Origin of the sequence: Mesorhizobium sp. B2-1-3 (assembly GCF_006442495.1) — a bacterium.
In the GTDB taxonomy this organism is placed as follows: domain Bacteria; phylum Pseudomonadota; class Alphaproteobacteria; order Rhizobiales; family Rhizobiaceae; genus Mesorhizobium.
On record NZ_VFWL01000009.1, the window covers coordinates 1 to 16,419 of the forward strand.

The 16,419-nt window shown below is 64.4% G+C and carries 18 protein-coding genes; 1 reads left to right on the top strand and 17 read right to left on the bottom strand.

The genetic code is table 11. From position 1 onward, the window contains the following. Nucleotides 1–242 precede the first annotated feature (242 nt). The gene (locus FJ973_RS16210) at nt 243–407 is read left to right on the top strand and encodes a hypothetical protein (RefSeq protein WP_140496794.1); all 165 of its coding nucleotides are present in this window, start codon (nt 243–245) and stop codon (nt 405–407) included. Nucleotides 408–520: 113 nt separating this feature from the next. On the opposite strand, the gene FJ973_RS16215 is transcribed toward FJ973_RS16210, so the two are convergent. The 17 genes from FJ973_RS16215 to FJ973_RS16295 form a co-directional block, all read right to left on the bottom strand. Then, the gene (locus tag FJ973_RS16215) at nt 521–1,222 is read right to left on the bottom strand and encodes a tRNA (guanosine(46)-N(7))-methyltransferase TrmB (protein WP_140556714.1); all 702 of its coding nucleotides are present in this window, start codon (nt 1,220–1,222) and stop codon (nt 521–523) included. 27 nt (nt 1,223–1,249) lie between these two features. Beyond that, a complete protein-coding gene (metK, locus tag FJ973_RS16220) occupies nt 1,250–2,515 on the bottom strand; it encodes a methionine adenosyltransferase (RefSeq protein ID WP_140496798.1) in 1,266 nt (421 codons plus the stop codon). 169 nt (nt 2,516–2,684) lie between these two features. Then, nucleotides 2,685–3,104 (bottom strand): helix-turn-helix transcriptional regulator, encoded by a 420-nt coding sequence (locus FJ973_RS16225; RefSeq protein WP_140496800.1) that lies wholly within the window; start codon nt 3,102–3,104, stop codon nt 2,685–2,687. Between the two features lie 138 nt (nt 3,105–3,242). Further along, nucleotides 3,243–4,835 carry an apolipoprotein N-acyltransferase gene (lnt, locus tag FJ973_RS16230; protein ID WP_140496802.1) on the bottom strand — a complete coding sequence of 531 codons (1,593 nt, stop codon included), beginning with the start codon at nt 4,833–4,835 and terminating at the stop codon, nt 3,243–3,245. 200 nt (nt 4,836–5,035) lie between these two features. After that, nucleotides 5,036–5,503, bottom strand: coding sequence for a VOC family protein (locus FJ973_RS16235; protein WP_140556716.1), 468 nt, complete (start codon nt 5,501–5,503; stop codon nt 5,036–5,038). Between the two features lie 10 nt (nt 5,504–5,513). Then, nucleotides 5,514–6,608 (bottom strand): hemolysin family protein, encoded by a 1,095-nt coding sequence (locus tag FJ973_RS16240; RefSeq protein ID WP_140496806.1) that lies wholly within the window; start codon nt 6,606–6,608, stop codon nt 5,514–5,516. 27 nt (nt 6,609–6,635) lie between these two features. Continuing rightward, nucleotides 6,636–7,142, bottom strand: a complete 507-nt coding sequence (gene ybeY, locus FJ973_RS16245) for an rRNA maturation RNase YbeY (protein ID WP_140556718.1) — start codon at nt 7,140–7,142, stop codon at nt 6,636–6,638. A 17-nt stretch (nt 7,143–7,159) separates the two neighbouring features. Beyond that, a complete protein-coding gene (locus FJ973_RS16250; RefSeq protein WP_224518987.1) occupies nt 7,160–8,152 on the bottom strand; it encodes a PhoH family protein in 993 nt (330 codons plus the stop codon). A gap of 83 nt (nt 8,153–8,235) precedes the next feature. Continuing rightward, nucleotides 8,236–9,645, bottom strand: a complete 1,410-nt coding sequence (miaB, locus tag FJ973_RS16255; protein ID WP_140556720.1) for a tRNA (N6-isopentenyl adenosine(37)-C2)-methylthiotransferase MiaB — start codon at nt 9,643–9,645, stop codon at nt 8,236–8,238. A 64-nt stretch (nt 9,646–9,709) separates the two neighbouring features. Next, nucleotides 9,710–10,510, bottom strand: a complete 801-nt coding sequence (locus FJ973_RS16260) for a lysophospholipid acyltransferase family protein (protein ID WP_140513156.1) — start codon at nt 10,508–10,510, stop codon at nt 9,710–9,712. Nucleotides 10,511–10,531: 21 nt separating this feature from the next. Then, nucleotides 10,532–11,026: a ribosomal protein S18-alanine N-acetyltransferase gene (gene rimI / locus FJ973_RS16265; protein ID WP_140496816.1), complete on the bottom strand. Its 495-nt coding sequence runs from the start codon at nt 11,024–11,026 to the stop codon at nt 10,532–10,534. Next, the gene (gene tsaB / locus FJ973_RS16270) at nt 11,026–11,703 is read right to left on the bottom strand and encodes a tRNA (adenosine(37)-N6)-threonylcarbamoyltransferase complex dimerization subunit type 1 TsaB (RefSeq protein WP_140513154.1); all 678 of its coding nucleotides are present in this window, start codon (nt 11,701–11,703) and stop codon (nt 11,026–11,028) included. The genes rimI and tsaB overlap by 1 nt, the downstream gene beginning before the upstream one ends. Before the next feature lie 109 nt (nt 11,704–11,812). Further along, nucleotides 11,813–12,919: a DUF1513 domain-containing protein gene (locus FJ973_RS16275; RefSeq protein ID WP_140556721.1), complete on the bottom strand. Its 1,107-nt coding sequence runs from the start codon at nt 12,917–12,919 to the stop codon at nt 11,813–11,815. A 2-nt stretch (nt 12,920–12,921) separates the two neighbouring features. After that, nucleotides 12,922–14,001 carry an imelysin family protein gene (locus tag FJ973_RS16280; protein WP_140556723.1) on the bottom strand — a complete coding sequence of 360 codons (1,080 nt, stop codon included), beginning with the start codon at nt 13,999–14,001 and terminating at the stop codon, nt 12,922–12,924. Next, complete coding sequence (locus FJ973_RS16285) at nt 14,001–15,596, bottom strand: di-heme oxidoredictase family protein (RefSeq protein WP_140556725.1); 1,596 nt, start codon at nt 15,594–15,596, stop codon at nt 14,001–14,003. Before FJ973_RS16285 ends, FJ973_RS16280 begins: the two co-directional genes overlap by 1 nt. Nucleotides 15,597–15,608: 12 nt before the next feature. Then, a complete protein-coding gene (gene bfr, locus FJ973_RS16290; RefSeq protein ID WP_140496826.1) occupies nt 15,609–16,094 on the bottom strand; it encodes a bacterioferritin in 486 nt (161 codons plus the stop codon). Then, the gene (locus FJ973_RS16295) at nt 16,060–16,371 is read right to left on the bottom strand and encodes a (2Fe-2S)-binding protein (protein WP_140496828.1); all 312 of its coding nucleotides are present in this window, start codon (nt 16,369–16,371) and stop codon (nt 16,060–16,062) included. Before FJ973_RS16295 ends, bfr begins: the two co-directional genes overlap by 35 nt. Nucleotides 16,372–16,419 lie beyond the last annotated feature (48 nt).

Genomic DNA, 16,419 nt, shown 5'->3' on the forward strand with positions numbered 1-16,419 from the left:
TGAACCGCTTCGACGCCAAAACAGAAGCGGACAGATCATGTGCTACCAAACCGGACAACTTGATTAGCTACCGACAGCCCGCCGTCCCAACTGCGCGAATGTCCTGGCGCATTGGGGTTGCGCCAGGTGCATGCCATCCATGCGGCAACGGCCCTTGTTGGTCCTCAAGCCGCGCTCCTATCTATGTTGCATTGCACAAAGCGACAGCGATAGCGCGTCACCGCACGCGAAAGGACATGACAATGAACAGCCGCAAGGTTTTTTCCGCCATAGGCGATCTCTTCACCACATTCGGCAGCGCCGTAGCCGCGTCGCGGGCGGTGGAAGCCGGCCGCAAGCCGCGCGCCCAGGATCTGCGCAGCCTCGGCATGGATCCGACGGCTTTCGACAAGATCGGCCGTTTCTGAACTCCGGCCAACGGGCGACATTCGATTTCTGTGTCCCCGCAACAATTGAAGATCTCTCCCTCACGAAGGGCCCAGATCCTGATGCCCAAATCCCGATGCCTGGGACCTGATGCCTAGGTCCTGATGAAGGTAAGATAGGCCGGCCGCCTGCCCTCGCGGACGGCTTTCGCCTCGTAGCGGGTGCCTGGCCAGCCATCGTAGGGGCGATGCCAGTCAACGGCCTCTGAAGCCTGCCAGGCGAAACCGCCATGCGCACGGCAATGCAGCAGGGTCCAGTTCACATAGGTGTCGATGTCGGAAGCGAAACGGAATTCGCCGCCACGCTTCACAACGCGTGCGAAACGATCGAGATTGACCGGGCTGACGAAACGGCGCTTCCAGTGCTTCTTCTTCGGCCACGGATCGGGATAGAGCAGGTCGATGCCATCGAGCGAGGCCTGCGGCAGCCAGTCGAGCAGCCGCGTGGCGTCGTCGTCGTAGACCCTGAGGTTGGCCAGCGGCTTTTCCCGCATCGCCATCATCATCTTGGCCATGCCGTTGACGAAGGGCTCGACACCGATAAAGCCGGTCATCGGCGCTTCGGTCGCGCGATGCAGGAGATGCTCGCCGCCGCCAAAGCCGATTTCGAGGCGAACGGCGGAAACATCGGCTTCGAACAGAGCCCGCAGATCCGACGGCGCCTCGGTCGTCAGATCGAGCCGATAGGTGTCGAGGCCGCTTTCCAGCGCCGCCGCCTGCTGCGGGCGAACCGGCTTGCCGCGCCGACGGCCGAAGAAGGCTTCTGTCGCGCGGCTTGGCCTGTCCCCGGAACTCATCGGCTGATCAAGGTCCTGTCGCCGCCCTCAGGCAGCGACAGCATCCTTGAGCGCCTTGGCGAGATCGGTCTTTTCCCAGGAAAAAGATCCGTCGCGGCCGGCCTTGCGGCCGAAATGACCGTAGGACGAGGTCTTGGCGTAGATCGGCTTGTTGAGGTCGAGGTGGCGGCGGATGCCGGACGGCGACAGGTCCATCACAGTGCGCAGCGCCTCCTCGAGCCTTGCCTCGTCGACCTTACCGGTGCCGTGCAGGTCGACATAGACCGACAAGGGCTGGGCGACGCCGATGGCGTAGGAAAGCTGGATGGTGCAGCGGTCGGCAAGTTTCGCCGCCACAACGTTCTTGGCTAGGTAGCGCGCCGCATAAGCGGCCGAACGGTCGACCTTGGTGGTGTCCTTGCCCGAGAAGGCGCCGCCGCCATGGGGTGCGGCGCCGCCATAGGTGTCGACGATGATCTTGCGGCCGGTCAGCCCGGCGTCGCCATCAGGCCCGCCGATGACGAACTTGCCGGTCGGATTGATGTACCACATGCAATCGTCGGCGATCTTGAGGTCACCCAATGCCTCGCGGATATAGGGCTCGACGACCTTGCGCACCTTCTTGGAATCCCAGCTCGCATCGAGGTGCTGGGTCGACAGCACGATCTGCGTCGCTTCGGCGGCCTTGCCGTCGATATAGCGGACGGTGACCTGGCTCTTGGCGTCCGGCCCGAGCTTGCCGGCATCGCCGTTGTTCTGGTGGCGGGCGGCGGCCAGGAGTTCGAGGATCTTGTGGCTGTAGTAGATCGGTGCCGGCATCAGGTCCGGCGTCTCGCGGCAGGCATAGCCAAACATGATGCCCTGGTCGCCGGCACCCTCCTCGCCCTGGCGGTCGGAGGCATTGTCGACGCCTTGGCCGATGTCGGGCGACTGGCCATGCAACAGAACGTCGATCTTGGCCTTTTTCCAGTGGAAACCGGCCTGCTCATAGCCGATCTCGCGGATCGCCTTGCGGGCGACCGACTTGAACTTCGCCGGGTTGACGACCGGATGGCCGGCGGCATCCCTCAGGATGTTGCCTTCCTTGTCCTTCTTCAGCAGCGTCTCGGGAACGCGCACCTCGCCGGCGATGACGACGCGGTTGGTGGTCGCCAGCGTCTCGCAGGCGACGCGGACTTTCCACGGGTCCATGCCCGTCTTCTTGGCCTCACGGTAGACCAGGTCGACGATCTCGTCGGATATCCGGTCACAGACTTTGTCGGGATGGCCCTCGGCAACGGATTCCGAGGTAAAGAAGTAGTTCTGCCGCGTCACGGGTGTCCCCTCTTGAAAAACGATCGGCAGGCTGCCGATTTGGCGCGCCACGTGTTAGCGGGGCGAAGCGCCGCTCGTCAAGCGGTGCCGCCCTTCTGGCATGGATGTCGATGTCGATATTTTGTACCACCAGCGGCCGGAATGCCGCCGGTTCGAGTCCTGTTGCGGATCAGTCGGAATCTTCGGACGCCAGCGACTTCACCAGGTCTATGATCCTGCGACGCACCTTGACGTCGGCGATCTTGACGAAGGCCCGGTTGAGCTGAAGGCCCTCCGGGCTGCCGCAGAATTCCACGGCGAAAGCCATTGAAGCATCCTCCGCGAAACCGCGGCCGGCCGGGCTCTCCTGGCCCGGCGCATCCTCGAAAAAGAAGGCGACAGGCACGCCGAGTATGGATGCTATCGCCTGCAGGCGGCTTGCGCCGACACGGTTGGTGCCCTTTTCATATTTCTGTATCTGCTGAAATGTGATGCCGAGGTTCTCGCCTAGTTTTTCTTGGCTCATTCCCAACATATTGCGGCGAAGCCGGATGCGACTTCCAACATGGATGTCGATCGGATTCGGTTTCTTCTTGTTATCTTCTGTCATTTTTTCCTCGCCGAATTTTTTCGGCTTTGTGATTTTTTCCTACCCAAACAAAGCCGGAGGCGACTGCCCCAACAGAACGATCCACCGGCTTCGAGAAATTTTCAGGCGTTACAGTATGAGTTTCTAATGTGTCGACTGTCAATTCACCCGTAGCCTTTGCCTTACATTGAACAGGACGGCAGCCAGGGCAAACAGCAACATGATCAGCATTCCGTTAATGCGCAGCTGGCCGGCGGACACGACAGCTTGCCGCGAGATTGGCACACGGACGTCGATGGCCCCGCGCGCGTCGATCGCCAGCGCATCGACGATGCGCCCCCGTGGGTCGACAACCGCCGAGATGCCGTTGTTGGCCGCACGCAACAAGGGCAACCCGTTCTCCACCGCGCGAATCTGAGCCTGCCTGAAATGCTGATAGGGACCCGGCGTATCGCCGAACCACGCATCGTTGGTAACGTTGACAATAAGCTGCGCTGACGTTGCGTCAACCGCCACCAGTTCGGGAAAGATCACTTCGTAACAGATGAAGGGCAAGGCGCGGACGCCATCCGGCAGCGTGATCGCATGCCGCTCATTGCCTGCCGTGAAGGTCACCGGGCCAGCGACCAGTTGTTCGATGCCGAAACGATCGAGCAGGTCGGCGAAAGGCAGGTATTCGCCGAACGGCACCAGATGGACCTTGTCGACGGCGTCAGCGATTTCGCCCTTGTCGTTGATCGCCACCACGGAGTTGTAGTAGCGGCTGCCGGCACCGGCCGCCGCACCGCCTTCCTCGCGCACGACGCCGGCGATCAGCATCTGGCCGGCGTCCAGCATGTCGCCCAGTGCGGTCAAAGCGTCCGGCCGCTCGGTGAGGAGGAACGGGACCGAGGTTTCGGGCCACAGGATCAGTTGCGGCTTTTCATGGCCGGGGTCCGGCGCCTTGGCCGACAGGCCTATCAAGGTGGCGAAGATACGGTCGCGCACCGAGGCGTCCCACTTTTCCGAAAGGTCGACGGCCGGCTGGACGATGCGCACATCGATCGTGCGGGCCTCCGGCGCGGCCGGAGCGTTGAGCCTGAGATAGCCGAAGCCGGCATGAGCGGCGACGAGCACGACAAGCAGCGCGACGCCAAGACGAAGATGCGTGCGCGCCGCCAGCAGCGCCGGCAGCGAGAAGACGAACACGGCGAGCACGTTCATGCCGACCATCCCGGTGACCGAGACGCTCTGCATCAGCAGGGGCACCGGCATCGCCGCGTAGCCGATCGCATTCCAGGGAAAGCCGGTGAACAGGAAGCCGCGCAGCCACTCGGCCAGCCCGAAGGCGGCGGCCAGGGCCGCGATGCGGCCGATGTCGTTGCTCCACAGGAGCCGGGCGACCATGGCCGCAAAGCCGTAGAAGAAGGCCAATGCAAAGGGGATGCCGACCACCGCGAAAGGCAGCGCCCAGGCGAAACTGTCGGCCTCTACAAGCAGGGCCGAGCCGATCCACCACAGGCCGGCGAGGAAATAGCCGAAGCCGAACCACCAGCCGACGGCAAAGGCCGGCCGCAGCCGCGCAAACAGGCTGCCCGAGGCCTCACCGGTCGCCCCGTCGAGCAGCCAGACCAGCAGCGGAAACGAAATGAAACAAGCGGCAAAGAAATCGTACGGCGCCTGGCCGAGCACCGCCAGGGCGCCCGCGAGGAACGCCACGAGCGCACGCCGCCAACCCCAAAACAGAATTATCCGGCCGGCCAGGCGGTTCATGCATTGTTCCGAGTCGTGCGAATCACGGCAGCAGATTTATCAGGCCGCGGCCTGCGCTCCAAACTTCGGGTGGTCTGCCGTGAAACCCACTCACCACTGCTGGAGCGCATCGCGTTTAAACTGATCAGACGACGCGCCTTAGATCTTTGTTTTTGTGCATGTCCTCCTCCCAAAACCGAAGTTACTTAGGGCGACATGGATCAGCGGTGCCACCCTTCTATGCGCACGTCGCCGAGCCGTTCGGCCTCTTCCAGCGGAACGGAGCGGATGGTCTGGGTGAAGGTCCAGACATGGCCCTCGGGATCGCGCGCCCGATACTGGCGCTCGCCGTAGAACTGGTCCGCCGGCTCCTGGATTATACCGGCACCCGCCGTCCGCGCCTGCTCGCAATGTGCATCAATGCCGTCTTTCAGCCTGACATAGACCGACTGCGTGTTCTTGCCCGAGACCGAGGCCGGCCTGGCGACGTAGTCGCTCCATTCGGAATCGACAATGATGTAGCAGTCGCCGAACCGCATCTCGGAATGGACGAGCTTGCCGTCGGCATCGCTGACCACCATGCTGCGCTCGAAGCCGAAAGCTGCCTCCAGCCAATCCAGCGCGGCCCGCGGATCCCTGTAGAACACGCCGGATCCCAAGGCGGCGTGCTTGAAGGGGTCTTCGGTCATCCGCAGGCGCTTAAGCCTGCTCGGTGCGGGCCGCGGCGCGGCGGCGACGTTCGCCCTTCTGGTTCTGCACGATGCGCACGCGCTTGACGCGGCGCGGATCGGCGTCGAGCACGTGGAACTCGAAGCCAGGGATGGCCTGCACCACCTCGCCGCGCGCCGGCACCCGGCCAAGCGTGTTGAAGATCATGCCGCCGATGGTGTCGACATACTCGCCATGTTCGCCGGCGGCGAAATCCCCGCCGATCATCTTGGCAACCTCGTCGATCTCGGCCTTGCCGTCGACGACGAACACGCCTTCACCGGTCTGGGTGATCATCGGCTCGTCGTCGTCGTGCTCGTCCTCGATGTCGCCGACCACCATCTCGACGATATCCTCGAGCGAGACGAGCCCGTCGGTGCCGCCATACTCGTCGATGACCAGCGCCATCTGCGTGCGGGTCGTCTGCATGCGGCCCATCAGATCGGAGGCCAGCATGGACGGGGGCACGAACAGCACCGGCCGGATCAGGTTCAGTTCGCCTATGGTGCGCGAGAGGTCGACCTGGGTGAGGTCGAGAACCGTGGCGGCGGGTGTCTTCCTGGTCGCCCGGCCTTTCCTGACGCGCGCAATCTTGGTGATATGGGCCAGCACGTCGCGGATATGGACCATGCCGCGCGGGTCGTCGAGCGTCTCGGCATAGACCGGCATGCGGGAATGGCCGGACTGCTCGAACATGCCAAGCAGATCGCCAAGCGTGGTCGTGATCTCGACCGCCTCGATGTCGGCGCGCGGCACCATGACGTCCTCGACGCGCACCTCGCGCAGCCGCAGGATGTTGTTGAGCATGGCGCGTTCGCCCGGCGAAAAGGATTCGACATCGCTCGTCGTCTCGGCGAGCGCGCCGGCGATCTCCTCGCGCAGGCTGGTTCCGTTGCGTTGCCTGAACAGGCCCAGAACGCGGTTGAACAGGGAAGGCCCGGCAGGCGACGGCTCACTGGCAGCGCTGCCGGTGTTGGCAACGCCAGGGGTAATGGTACTCGGACTTGATCCCTCTTCCGACGTATCGGAAGCCTTGGTCGCACTGCCGGCGTCGGGGCGGACGGCAGTTTCAGGTTTGTCGTTCATCTTCGTCCGTCAATTGGTTAGAAGTAGTTACGCGTAGGGATCGGGAATGGCAAGTCTGGCGAGCGCGGCGCGCTCGACGGCCTCCATCTCCTCGGCCTCGGCATCGGTCTCGTGATCATGGCCCATGAGATGCAGCAGGCCGTGGATGACGAGATGGGAAATATGGTTCTCCAGCGGCTTGTCTTCCAGTCCCGCCTCGCGCGCCACCGTCTCCGCGGCCAGCACGATATCGCCGAGCATCGGCGGCAGGGGACCGCCCTTGGGGAAAGGAAAAGCCGGAAAAGACAAGACGTTGGTCGGCTTGTCCTTGCCGCGCCAGCCGGCATTGAGCGCCTGGACATGGGCATCGTCGGAAAAAACGACGCTGAGTTCGGAATGGCCCGTGGCGCCCGTCTCGGCGAATGCAGCGGCGGCGGCGGCGCCGACCAGCCGGACAAGCTCGGCTTCGTCCGGCCAATGCCCGGCCTCGACCGTCAGATCGATGTCGACGGGCAGCGGCGGAGCCGGCCCGTTCGGCGTTTCGGGCTCAACCATGAGGTCGCTCGATCAAATCAGCCTTCGGTCCCCAGACCGCGGGCGAGCTTGCCGTCACGGTCGTAGGCCTTGACGATCTCGGCGACCAGCGGATGCCTGACGACGTCGCCTTCATTGAAGCGGACCGTCACCATGCCGGTCACACCGTCGAGAATCCGGAGCGCCTCGACAAGGCCGGACTTGGTGTTCTGCGGCAAATCGATCTGCGTTGGGTCGCCGGTGACGATCATGCGCGAATTCTCGCCCAGACGGGTCAGGAACATCTTCATCTGCATCGGCGTGGTGTTCTGCGCCTCGTCGAGAATGACGGCGGCGTGTGCCAGCGTGCGGCCGCGCATGAAGGCGAGCGGTGCGATCTCGATCACCTCGGCGGCGATGGCGCGTTCGACCTTGTCGGCCGGCATCATGTCATAGAGCGCGTCGTAGAGCGGCCGCAGATAGGGATCGACCTTCTCCTTCATGTCGCCCGGCAGGAAGCCCAGCCGCTCGCCGGCCTCGACGGCAGGCCGCGACAGCACGATGCGCTCGACCATGCCGCGTTCGAGCAGCATCGCCGCATGCGCCACCGCCAGGTAGGTTTTGCCGGTACCGGCCGGGCCGATGCCGAACACCAGTTCCGAGCGCTCCAGCGCCCGCATATAGGCATCCTGCGTGAGCGAGCGGGCGTAGATCGTCTTCTTGCGCGTCGATATCTGGGCGGCCGAAACCTTGCCCTTGCGCTCCAGCGTCGGCAGCGTGAGCTGGTCATCGGCGGCGACCGCCATGCGCACGGCGCCGTCGACATCGGACTGGCCGATATCCACCCCCTTCTGGAGAATGCCGTAGAGATTGTCGAGCGCCCGGCGGGCCTGCTCGGCGGCGGAAGCCGACCCCTTGATGGTCAGCTGGTTGCCGCGCGAGCGGATGTCAACGCCCAGTTTCTGCTCAAGCCGGGCGAGGTTCTCGTCGAACTGGCCGTAGAGGGCGCTGGCAAGCTTGTTGTTGTCGAAAGTCAGTACGATGTGCGCCATGTCAGAAGCCCCAGATGCCGGTACCGGGGGCAGGTTCTTCAGCTCCGCTGCGCTCAACCGTCTCTCCTCATCTGCCGAGGTCATCAGACCAATTCGGCGAACAGGCTATTGTAACCCGTCTTCGTGATTCGCACCTGGATAATGTCACCGATTTCGCCGGCCTTTTCATCAACAATAACGGGCTGAAGCCAAGGTGAGCGTCCGACCTTCTGGCCGGCCTGGCGACCGGGCTTCTCAATCAGCGTATCTATGGTGCGGCCGACGAGACTCAAGCCGAAATCCTGCTGCTGCTTCAAAAGCAGCGCCTGGAGCCGCTGCAAACGCTCGTCCTTGACCGCTTCCGGCACATGGCCGGCCATCTCGGCGCCCGGCGTGCCGGGGCGCGGCGAATATTTGAACGAGAAGGCCGAGGCGTAGTTCACCTGGCGCACCAGCTCCATCGTCGCCTCGAAATCCGTCTCGGTCTCGCCGGGGAAACCGACGATGAAATCGCCCGACAGCGCGATATCGGGCCGCGCGGAACGGATGCGGTCGAGCAGCGCCAGATAATCCTCCGCCGTGTGCCTGCGGTTCATCGCCTTCAGGATGCGGTCGGACCCGGATTGCACCGGCAGATGCAGATACGGCATCAGTGCCGGCAGGTCGCGATGGGCCGCTATTAGCTCGTCGTCCATGTCGCGCGGGTGGCTCGTGGTGTAGCGCAGGCGCGCCAGCCCGGGAATTTCGGCCAGCCTGAACAGAAGGCGGCCAAGGCCCCATTCCTTGCCGTTTTCGCCTTGCCCATGCCAGGCATTGACGTTCTGGCCAAGCAGCGTCACCTCGCGCACCCCGGCTTCCGCCAGGCGCTCGGCTTCGGCGACGATCTGTGCCACCGGCCGCGACACTTCGGACCCCCTGGTGTAGGGCACGACGCAGAAGGTGCAGAACTTGTCGCAGCCCTCCTGGACGGTGAGGAAGGCGGTGACGCCGCGCTTGATCACCTCGGCGCGCTTCGGCTGCGGCAAGTGCTCGAACTTGTCCTCGATGGCGTAGTCGGTTTCGACGATCTTCTCGCCGCCGCGCACCCTGGCCAGTACGTCCGGCAGCCGGTGATAGGTCTGCGGGCCGATGACCAGGTCGACGGCGGGCGAGCGGCGGATGATCTCGGCCCCTTCGGCCTGCGCCACGCAACCGGCGACGCCGATCAGCAATTCGCGTCCGGCGGCGGCGCGTTCGGCCTTCATTTCGCGAATGCGACCGAGCTCGGAATAGACCTTTTCAGCCGCTTTTTCCCTGATGTGGCAGGTGTTTAGCAGCACCAGGTCGGCTTCGCCGATGGTCTGCGTCGCCGTGTAGCCGTCGGCGGCCAGCGCATCTGTCATGCGCTGCGAATCATAGACGTTCATCTGGCAGCCATAAGTCTTGACGAAGACCTTTTTCGCTGCCGCGGAAATCACTGCCTGCTGTCCAGCCGCAGTGCCGATGTCGTCGCTTTCAACCGTGTTCAAGTCCATCCGGCGGCTTCTAACGCCTTTCCGCGACAAAAAACAGACGATTCTGCCTGGGGGCCTTCGGGATTCAGCGGCTCGGGCGCGGCGCGGCCAGTGCCGCCTGCATCATTTCGCGCACGCGGCTTTCCATCAGCTTCGCCGTTTCCTTCCGGTTCGACCCCTTGGCGAAGGCGATCGGCTCGCCGAAATGCACCTCGACATCGAGCGCGCCTTCCGCCATCAGCACCTTGAGGTGCGGCATCAGATCCTCGTCGCCGATCCACGCCGCGATCGGCCGGTGCCGGCGGCCGAGCGGCACGCCATGCAGCCGGGTATAGGCGATCGCTACCGGCTGGATGAAGACCTGCTCCGCCGCGCCCTCCGAAATCGCCATCGAGGCGGCACCGAACAGCGTGCTCTTGAAGGGCAGGACGATGTTGCCGTCGCCCGTCGAGCCTTCGGCAAACAGCACCATGGCATCGCCCTTGGCCATGCGGTTGGCGATCTCGCTCGCCTGGTCGCCGGACGAGCGCTTGCGCTCACGCTCGATGAAGACGGTGCGCTGGAGCTTCGACAGCATGCCGATCAGCGGCCAGCCTTCCATGTCGGCCCTGGCGATGAACTTCACATCGGCAAACGAGCCCAGCACCATGATGTCGGTCCAGGAGATGTGATTTGAGGCAATCAACAAGGGGCGGCGGTCGGACATCGTGCCGTTTACATGGATGCGCATGCCGAGCGCCCTGACGATCAGCCTGTGCCAGATCTTGAGGATGAAGGTTTCCGGCCACCAGCCGGTCTTCATCGACAGGACCTGCAAAGGCACCAGGATCAGCGAACCGGCGACGACCAGCCCTATCGCCAGGAAAATCCTGATTTTTCCGATCATCGCTCCACCCCGAAACCCTGGCTAGCGAAGATCGCGGCGCATGACAAGCGCGCCGGTCGGTCCATGCTCGGGCGACCTGTAATAGTTGGGGCGCTTGCCGACCTCGCGGAATCCGAGACGCCTGTAGAGGGCGATCGCGGCGACATTGGTCTCGTCGACCTCGAGGAAGAGCGCTTCGGCGCGTTGCGCGTGCAGTTCGCGCAGCACCGCGTCCATCAACTGCCAGCCCAGCCCCTGGCGGCGATGCGACCGCGCCACCGCGACGGTCAGGATCTCGCCCTCGCCGGCCGCCAGCCGGGCCAGCACGAAGCCGACCGGCGGCTTGGCGCCCTGCCCGGTTTCGCGCGCGGCATAGCCGAACACGGTGTCCTGTTCGAGCAAGGCCGCGAACTCGCCATCGGTCCATGGGCGGACGAAGTCCTCGCGGTGCAGGAGCGAGACCGCCGGACTGTCGGTGGTCCTGAGCGGTTCGAGCGCGTAATCGCGGCGGCGCGGCTGGAGAAAAGGTATGCGCATTATTTCCCTTGCCTGGAAAGTATGAACCCGGCCTGCGGCTTGGCGTCGGCGCCGCGCAGATAAAGAGGTTTCGGCCTCTCGCCCTCGCCCTTGGTGACCGCCAGGCGGGCGTAGGTGAGAATGTCCGCGGTCGCCGTCTCGGGTCCGATGTCGAAGGAGCGTCCGGCGGATGCCGCGATCCGCGTCGCGGCGGTTCCGGCGAGCACCGAAGACCGCTCGCTCGCCATGGCCACGGCATCCGCCAGCGTGACCACGGCCGGACCGTAAGTCAAAACCGACATTTCATCATAGAGAGCGGCATGGATCTCCTCGCGGCCGGCATCGAGCGCGGCCAGCACGGCACGGCCGGGAAATGCCCCTGCCGCCTCGGCCGCCAGCGCCTCGAGCGTCGTCACGCCGATTGCAGGCAGCTTGAGCGCCAGCGCCAGGCCACGCGCAGTGGAAACCCCGACGCGCAGGCCGGTGAAGGAACCGGGGCCGACGGAGACGGCGATGGCGCCAAGGCCGGCATAGGCGGTTGCACCGGCCTTCAGCGCCTCGGCGATGACGCCCATCAGATGCTCGGCATGGCCCTTGCCTAGATCGAGCACCGCGCGGCCGAGTTCCTGCCTCGCCCCGGCATCATAGACGCAGGCGGCGCAGAGGTTGGCGGCACAGTCGATGGCGAGCATTTTCATGAAACGACCGGTTCGAAAAACAATTCCCTGTGCCTGCCACAGCGCGCCACCGCAAGGGGAAAGCGCATAATTTCTTAAGCGGCTTCGCTCCGACGCAGCGGGAAGGTGTCTATGCGGCCGGCTCTATGCGCAGCATATGGTTGTCCCAGACGTAGTCCGGTTCGGACCGTGTCGCGCCATTGCATTCGACGATTTCGCCGGCTCCGGTGGTGGCCATAAAACCCGTCCCGTCTGGCGCCACGCCGCAGACCTCGACCAGTGCGCTTGACGAGACGAGCCGCCCGCTCGCCGCATCGATCACCACAAGCGAATTGCCTTCCGGCGAAGAGACGGCAATGGTGCCGGCAACCGGATTGGCGGCGACGGAACCGATATAGTTGCGGAAGCCGGACAGGACATCCTGCGGCATGTCGAGGAGCTGCAAATCCGCGCCGCGCGCGGCGCGGCCGACCAGCAGCGGACGGTCGGTGCCGGGCCCCCTGTACTGGCAGCCGAACCAGACGGTGCCGGTCTGGTCGGTGTCCATGTGGCGGATCGACAGCTGGTGCAGCGCCGCCGGCAATTCGTGCTTCTCGACCAGATCGCCGGTGACACGGTCGATGAGCACATAGGACGGCTTCATGGTGGCGATGTTGAGTTCGGCGCGGCCATAATCGGGATGAGTCTCGATGCCGCCATTGGCAACGGCGATCGTCCTGCCGTCGCCCAGGAGCAGAAGCTCGTGGGGTCCCATGCCATAGGTCGGGAATTCACCAAGGCGCTTGAATTTCGCCCGCGCGTCGTAGACGCCGACGACGCCGGCCGCGTTGTCGAAATCGTTCTCGGTGGCATAAAGCAAGGCGCCGTCCGGGGAGAACACGCCATGGCCGAAGAAATGCCGGCCGGTGATGCTGGCGATGGTCAGCGGTTCATCGCGCCCGGCGTGATCGAAGACCACGGCGAAGGTGCCGGGCTGGCGGGCGAACACCACTGAGCGCTTCGATATGGGATCGAAGGTGACGTCGTGGCCGCGGTCGGGCAAGTCGATCGCGTGCAGGAGCTTGCCGGCCTCGGACAGGATTGCGGCGCCATAGCTGCCGTCGCGCTTGACGAAGGCGGTGGCGAAGACGGCATCGGCGGCAAGCGTATTTGCCCAGGCCGGCGGCGCCATCGCGGCGGCAAAACCGATGCCCGCGGCTCTCAGGAAATCGCGACGGTCAATGAGGGAGGTTTTCACGCTCAGTCCCCATCCAGCGAGGAAAAACCGGCGGTCAGGCCGAATTCGGCGGTCAGCCTTGTGCCGAACAGGGTCGACAGGCTGGAGGTGATCAGCGCGAGATGCTCGAGCTTTGCGCGCAGCGCCGGGTCGGCGAGCGCCATGTCGATCGGCCCCTGGACCGACTTCGCGGTGGCGACGCCGTTGACCAGCTGGATACGGATCGATTCCGCCATCCAGCGCGCATCGGGCGGCAGCGCATCGCCGAGCTTCGAGGCCTCGAACAGCCCGTCGATGCCGGCAAGGTTTCCAGCCAGCGAATTGGTGGTGTTTTGCGAACGCCAGTAGATCGCCTGTTTCGGCTTGTCCGCCTCCGGCTTGCCGCCCAGGAAGCCTTTCAGGCGCACGTCGCGAACCATGTCCAGCTCGTTGATGAAGATGCCGACCAGTTCCGTCACCGCTTCCGTGCCGTCGCGATAGAGCGGATTCTGCGGCCCCGGATTGGCCCAGAGCGCCGCAAAGCCGTCCGGCTTGTTCCAGGCGTCGGCGACATCGCCGGCCATGGTTTCGATGTTGCCGGCAACCGCCGCACCATAGGCGCAGCGATAGGGATCGTTCTTGCCGGCAAGCGCATCGGCGCCGTCACCGTAGAGCACGAACTCCAAGGCGCCGAGCCCCTGCATGGCGACGCTCTTGCCGGAAAGCTGTGCCGGATCGGTGGCGCTCGGGTCTTGGGCGGCCAACGCGGCCTGCACCTGTTTCAGGCCGATGCTTTTGCGATCCGGCCAGAACAGCATTCGCTCCAGCCGGTTGTTTTCCTTGATCGGGCCGAACCCGATGATCTCGGCCGAAGACCAGGCATCCACCGTACGCGAGAATTCGGCGCGAGCCGCATCGAGATCGCCCTTTGAGGGTTTTTCGCAAAGCGCGTGCATTGCCTTGTTCAAGCCCGCCGCGCGGTCGTGCAGACTGGCATAGGCCGGGCGGACAAAGCCGTCGATTGCCCGCTGGATGATGTCAGTGGCCTTCACCGCCGCCCATGCGGGGGTGGCGCCCAGCAGGGCCAGAGGAAGAACGAGAACCAGCGCGGAACGCTTCAGCATCAAAGTGACTCCAGGAATTTGAGCAATGCCTCGCGGTCGGCGGCGCCGGCGGCGGCGAAGCGGTCGCGCGACTTCTGGCCCTCGCCGCCATGCCAAAGAATCGCCTCGACCAGGCTGCGGGCGCGGCCATCGTGCAGATAGAAATTGTTGCCGTTGACCGTTTCGGTGAGGCCTATGCCCCATAGCGGCGGCGTGCGCCATTCGTTGCCCGTCGCCTCGCCCACCGCCTGGCCGTCGGCAAGGCCGGGGCCCATGTCGTGCAGCAGGAAGTCGGAATAGGGCCAGATAAGCTGGAAGGCCTGCGCCTTGTTGGGCGCGTCGCGGCGGGTTACGAATTTCGGCGCGTGGCAGGAAATGCAGCCGATCTCGTAGAAGAGTTTCTTTCCGGCGAGCACATCCGGGGCGCCGAGGTCGCGGCGCGCCGGCACGGCCAGGTTCTGCGAATAGAAGGTGACGAGGTCCATGACCGGCGCCGGCGCCTCGGCCGGACCGAGCCGCTCCTGCACGCCGTCCGGCATGGCAAGGCAATCCTTCTCGGCGGCGGTGCAGTCGCCCCAGTGTTTGGGCTCCTCCGGCGTCGAGATGCCGATGTCGCCGGCAAAGGCATCCGCGGCCTGCTGGCGGATTGACGCGGTCTGCGCCTTCCAGCCGAAACGACCAAGGGTGAGCGCGCCGCTCATGCCGTCGCGCACGATGTTCGGCCTGCCGGAAATGCCGTCGCCGTCCCGGTCGTCCGGATCGGCATGGGCGAGTATATCAGCAGGCGCGATCTGCTCGATGAGGCCGAGCCCGATCATCGGCGGCGTCAGACGCGGCGACAGCGTGGTGCGCGGATCGAGCGGGCCGTAGGCCAGATCATCGACCGCGTAAGCGGGCTTGCGCAGCGAAACCACGGCGCCGTCGCCGAGCCCGACCTTTTCCTCGCTGTAGTCGACGCGCATCCGGCCCTCGCCGCGCAGGCCGGGGACGGCCAGGTCCTGCAGCTGCGAACCGTAGACCGGATCGGGGATGTTAAGCAGCCTGTGGTCGGCAAGCCCAGCCTTCTCCTCCTCGGTGCTCGCCTCGCGCGCCAGCCGCAGGAACATCGACGTGCTGCCGGTGCCTTGCGGCGGACGGCCGCGGCCGTCCTTCAGATGACAGTTCTGGCAGGCGCGTTCGTTGAACAGCGGTCCGAGCCCGTCGGAAGCCTGCGTCGAGGACGGCGACGAGACCCAATTCTTGCGGAACAGGGCGTTGCCCAGCTTGAAGGTGCCTTCTTCCTCGAAGGTGATGTTGGCCGAGGATTGCGAGAAGGAATCGCGGTTGACGTCCTTCCTGGATGTGCCGGCGCCGCCTTGCATCAATTCGAACTGCTCGGGTTTCGAGAAGTCCTTGGTCGGCCTGGTAACGGCTGTGACGCGCGCCTGATCCTTCGGGCTGAGGTCGGTGCGCGTGGCGGCGAAATTGGCGGGCTGCTGCGAGCCGGACCCGCCCGTGGCGAAGGCCAAAAGGATGATGGCGGCCGAACCGGAAAGCACGACGCTTCCCGGTTTTCTGTTTGACGACAGCCCTTTGGCCCGCCGCCAGCGGCGCAGCAATGCTAGGGTGCGCCGCATTCCCGCATGCCCTTACTCCGCCTCGTCCGCCGATGCGGCATTGAGCTGGCCGTATTTTTCCTCGCCGATCGAGGCAAGCAGATCGAGCTGCGTCTCGAGGAAGTCGATGTGCCCCTCCTCGTCGGCCAAGAGTTCCTCGAACAGTTTCATGCTGACATAGTCGCCGGCTTCGTTGCAGACCTCGCGCGAGCGCTTGTAGGCGGTGCGAGCGTCATACTCGCCGGCAAGGTCGGATTCGAGCACTTCCTTCACGTTCTGTCCGATACGCAGCGGCGCCACGGACTGCAGATTGGGGTGCCCTTCCAGGAAGATGATCCGGGCCACGAGCTTGTCGGCATGGTGCATCTCCTCGATCGATTCGGCGCGTTCCTTCTTGGCGAGCTTGGCGTATCCCCAGTCCTCCAGCAGACGGAAATGGACCCAATACTGATTGACGGCACCAAGCTCCAGGAACAGAGCCTCGTTAAGCCGCTCGATGATCTGTGGTTCGCCTTTCATGGGTTCTGCTCCCGTATTGGACGCGCAGGCCTCTGACGCGATCCAGATGTGAAACGATGTCCACGCCGCTCGCCTGCGAGCGGGCGTGGTAGTTCTCGGTGACCCGAATGATCGCTTCGACCACATTTGGGAAGCAGCCGCAACAGCGACCGCGCTTGTGCATGGCGTGATAGACTTTTGCCGGCACGATGAGCTGCCAGGGATCCTGGTCCAGCAGCCCGACGATCGTCTGCTCAATCTCCTTCTCGGTGATGATGTTGCAATGGCAGATCAGCATAAACTTGCTCGGATGGCTGACGGCGCCTTCCGCGCCGTGTGGCTTGAC

Excerpts from the sequence above, each read along its gene's own strand:
- miaB (WP_140556720.1), bottom strand. The coding sequence starts at position 9,645 with ATGGACTTGAACACGGTTGAAAGCGACGACATCGGCACTGCGGCTGGA.
- lnt (WP_140496802.1), bottom strand. The coding sequence starts at position 4,835 with ATGAACCGCCTGGCCGGCCGGATAATTCTGTTTTGGGGTTGGCGGCGT.
- FJ973_RS16280 (WP_140556723.1), bottom strand. The coding sequence starts at position 14,001 with ATGCTGAAGCGTTCCGCGCTGGTTCTCGTTCTTCCTCTGGCCCTGCTG.
- rimI (WP_140496816.1), bottom strand. The coding sequence starts at position 11,026 with ATGCGCATACCTTTTCTCCAGCCGCGCCGCCGCGATTACGCGCTCGAA.
- FJ973_RS16295 (WP_140496828.1), bottom strand. The coding sequence starts at position 16,371 with ATGCTGATCTGCCATTGCAACATCATCACCGAGAAGGAGATTGAGCAG.
- FJ973_RS16235 (WP_140556716.1), bottom strand. The coding sequence starts at position 5,503 with ATGACCGAAGACCCCTTCAAGCACGCCGCCTTGGGATCCGGCGTGTTC.
- bfr (WP_140496826.1), bottom strand. The coding sequence starts at position 16,094 with ATGAAAGGCGAACCACAGATCATCGAGCGGCTTAACGAGGCTCTGTTC.
- FJ973_RS16260 (WP_140513156.1), bottom strand. The coding sequence starts at position 10,510 with ATGATCGGAAAAATCAGGATTTTCCTGGCGATAGGGCTGGTCGTCGCC.
- tsaB (WP_140513154.1), bottom strand. The coding sequence starts at position 11,703 with ATGAAAATGCTCGCCATCGACTGTGCCGCCAACCTCTGCGCCGCCTGC.
- FJ973_RS16285 (WP_140556725.1), bottom strand. The coding sequence starts at position 15,596 with ATGCGGCGCACCCTAGCATTGCTGCGCCGCTGGCGGCGGGCCAAAGGG.
- FJ973_RS16215 (WP_140556714.1), bottom strand. The coding sequence starts at position 1,222 with ATGAGTTCCGGGGACAGGCCAAGCCGCGCGACAGAAGCCTTCTTCGGC.
- ybeY (WP_140556718.1), bottom strand. The coding sequence starts at position 7,142 with ATGGTTGAGCCCGAAACGCCGAACGGGCCGGCTCCGCCGCTGCCCGTC.
- FJ973_RS16225 (WP_140496800.1), bottom strand. The coding sequence starts at position 3,104 with ATGACAGAAGATAACAAGAAGAAACCGAATCCGATCGACATCCATGTT.
- FJ973_RS16210 (WP_140496794.1), top strand. The coding sequence starts at position 243 with ATGAACAGCCGCAAGGTTTTTTCCGCCATAGGCGATCTCTTCACCACA.
- FJ973_RS16240 (WP_140496806.1), bottom strand. The coding sequence starts at position 6,608 with ATGAACGACAAACCTGAAACTGCCGTCCGCCCCGACGCCGGCAGTGCG.
- FJ973_RS16250 (WP_224518987.1), bottom strand. The coding sequence starts at position 8,152 with ATGGCGCACATCGTACTGACTTTCGACAACAACAAGCTTGCCAGCGCC.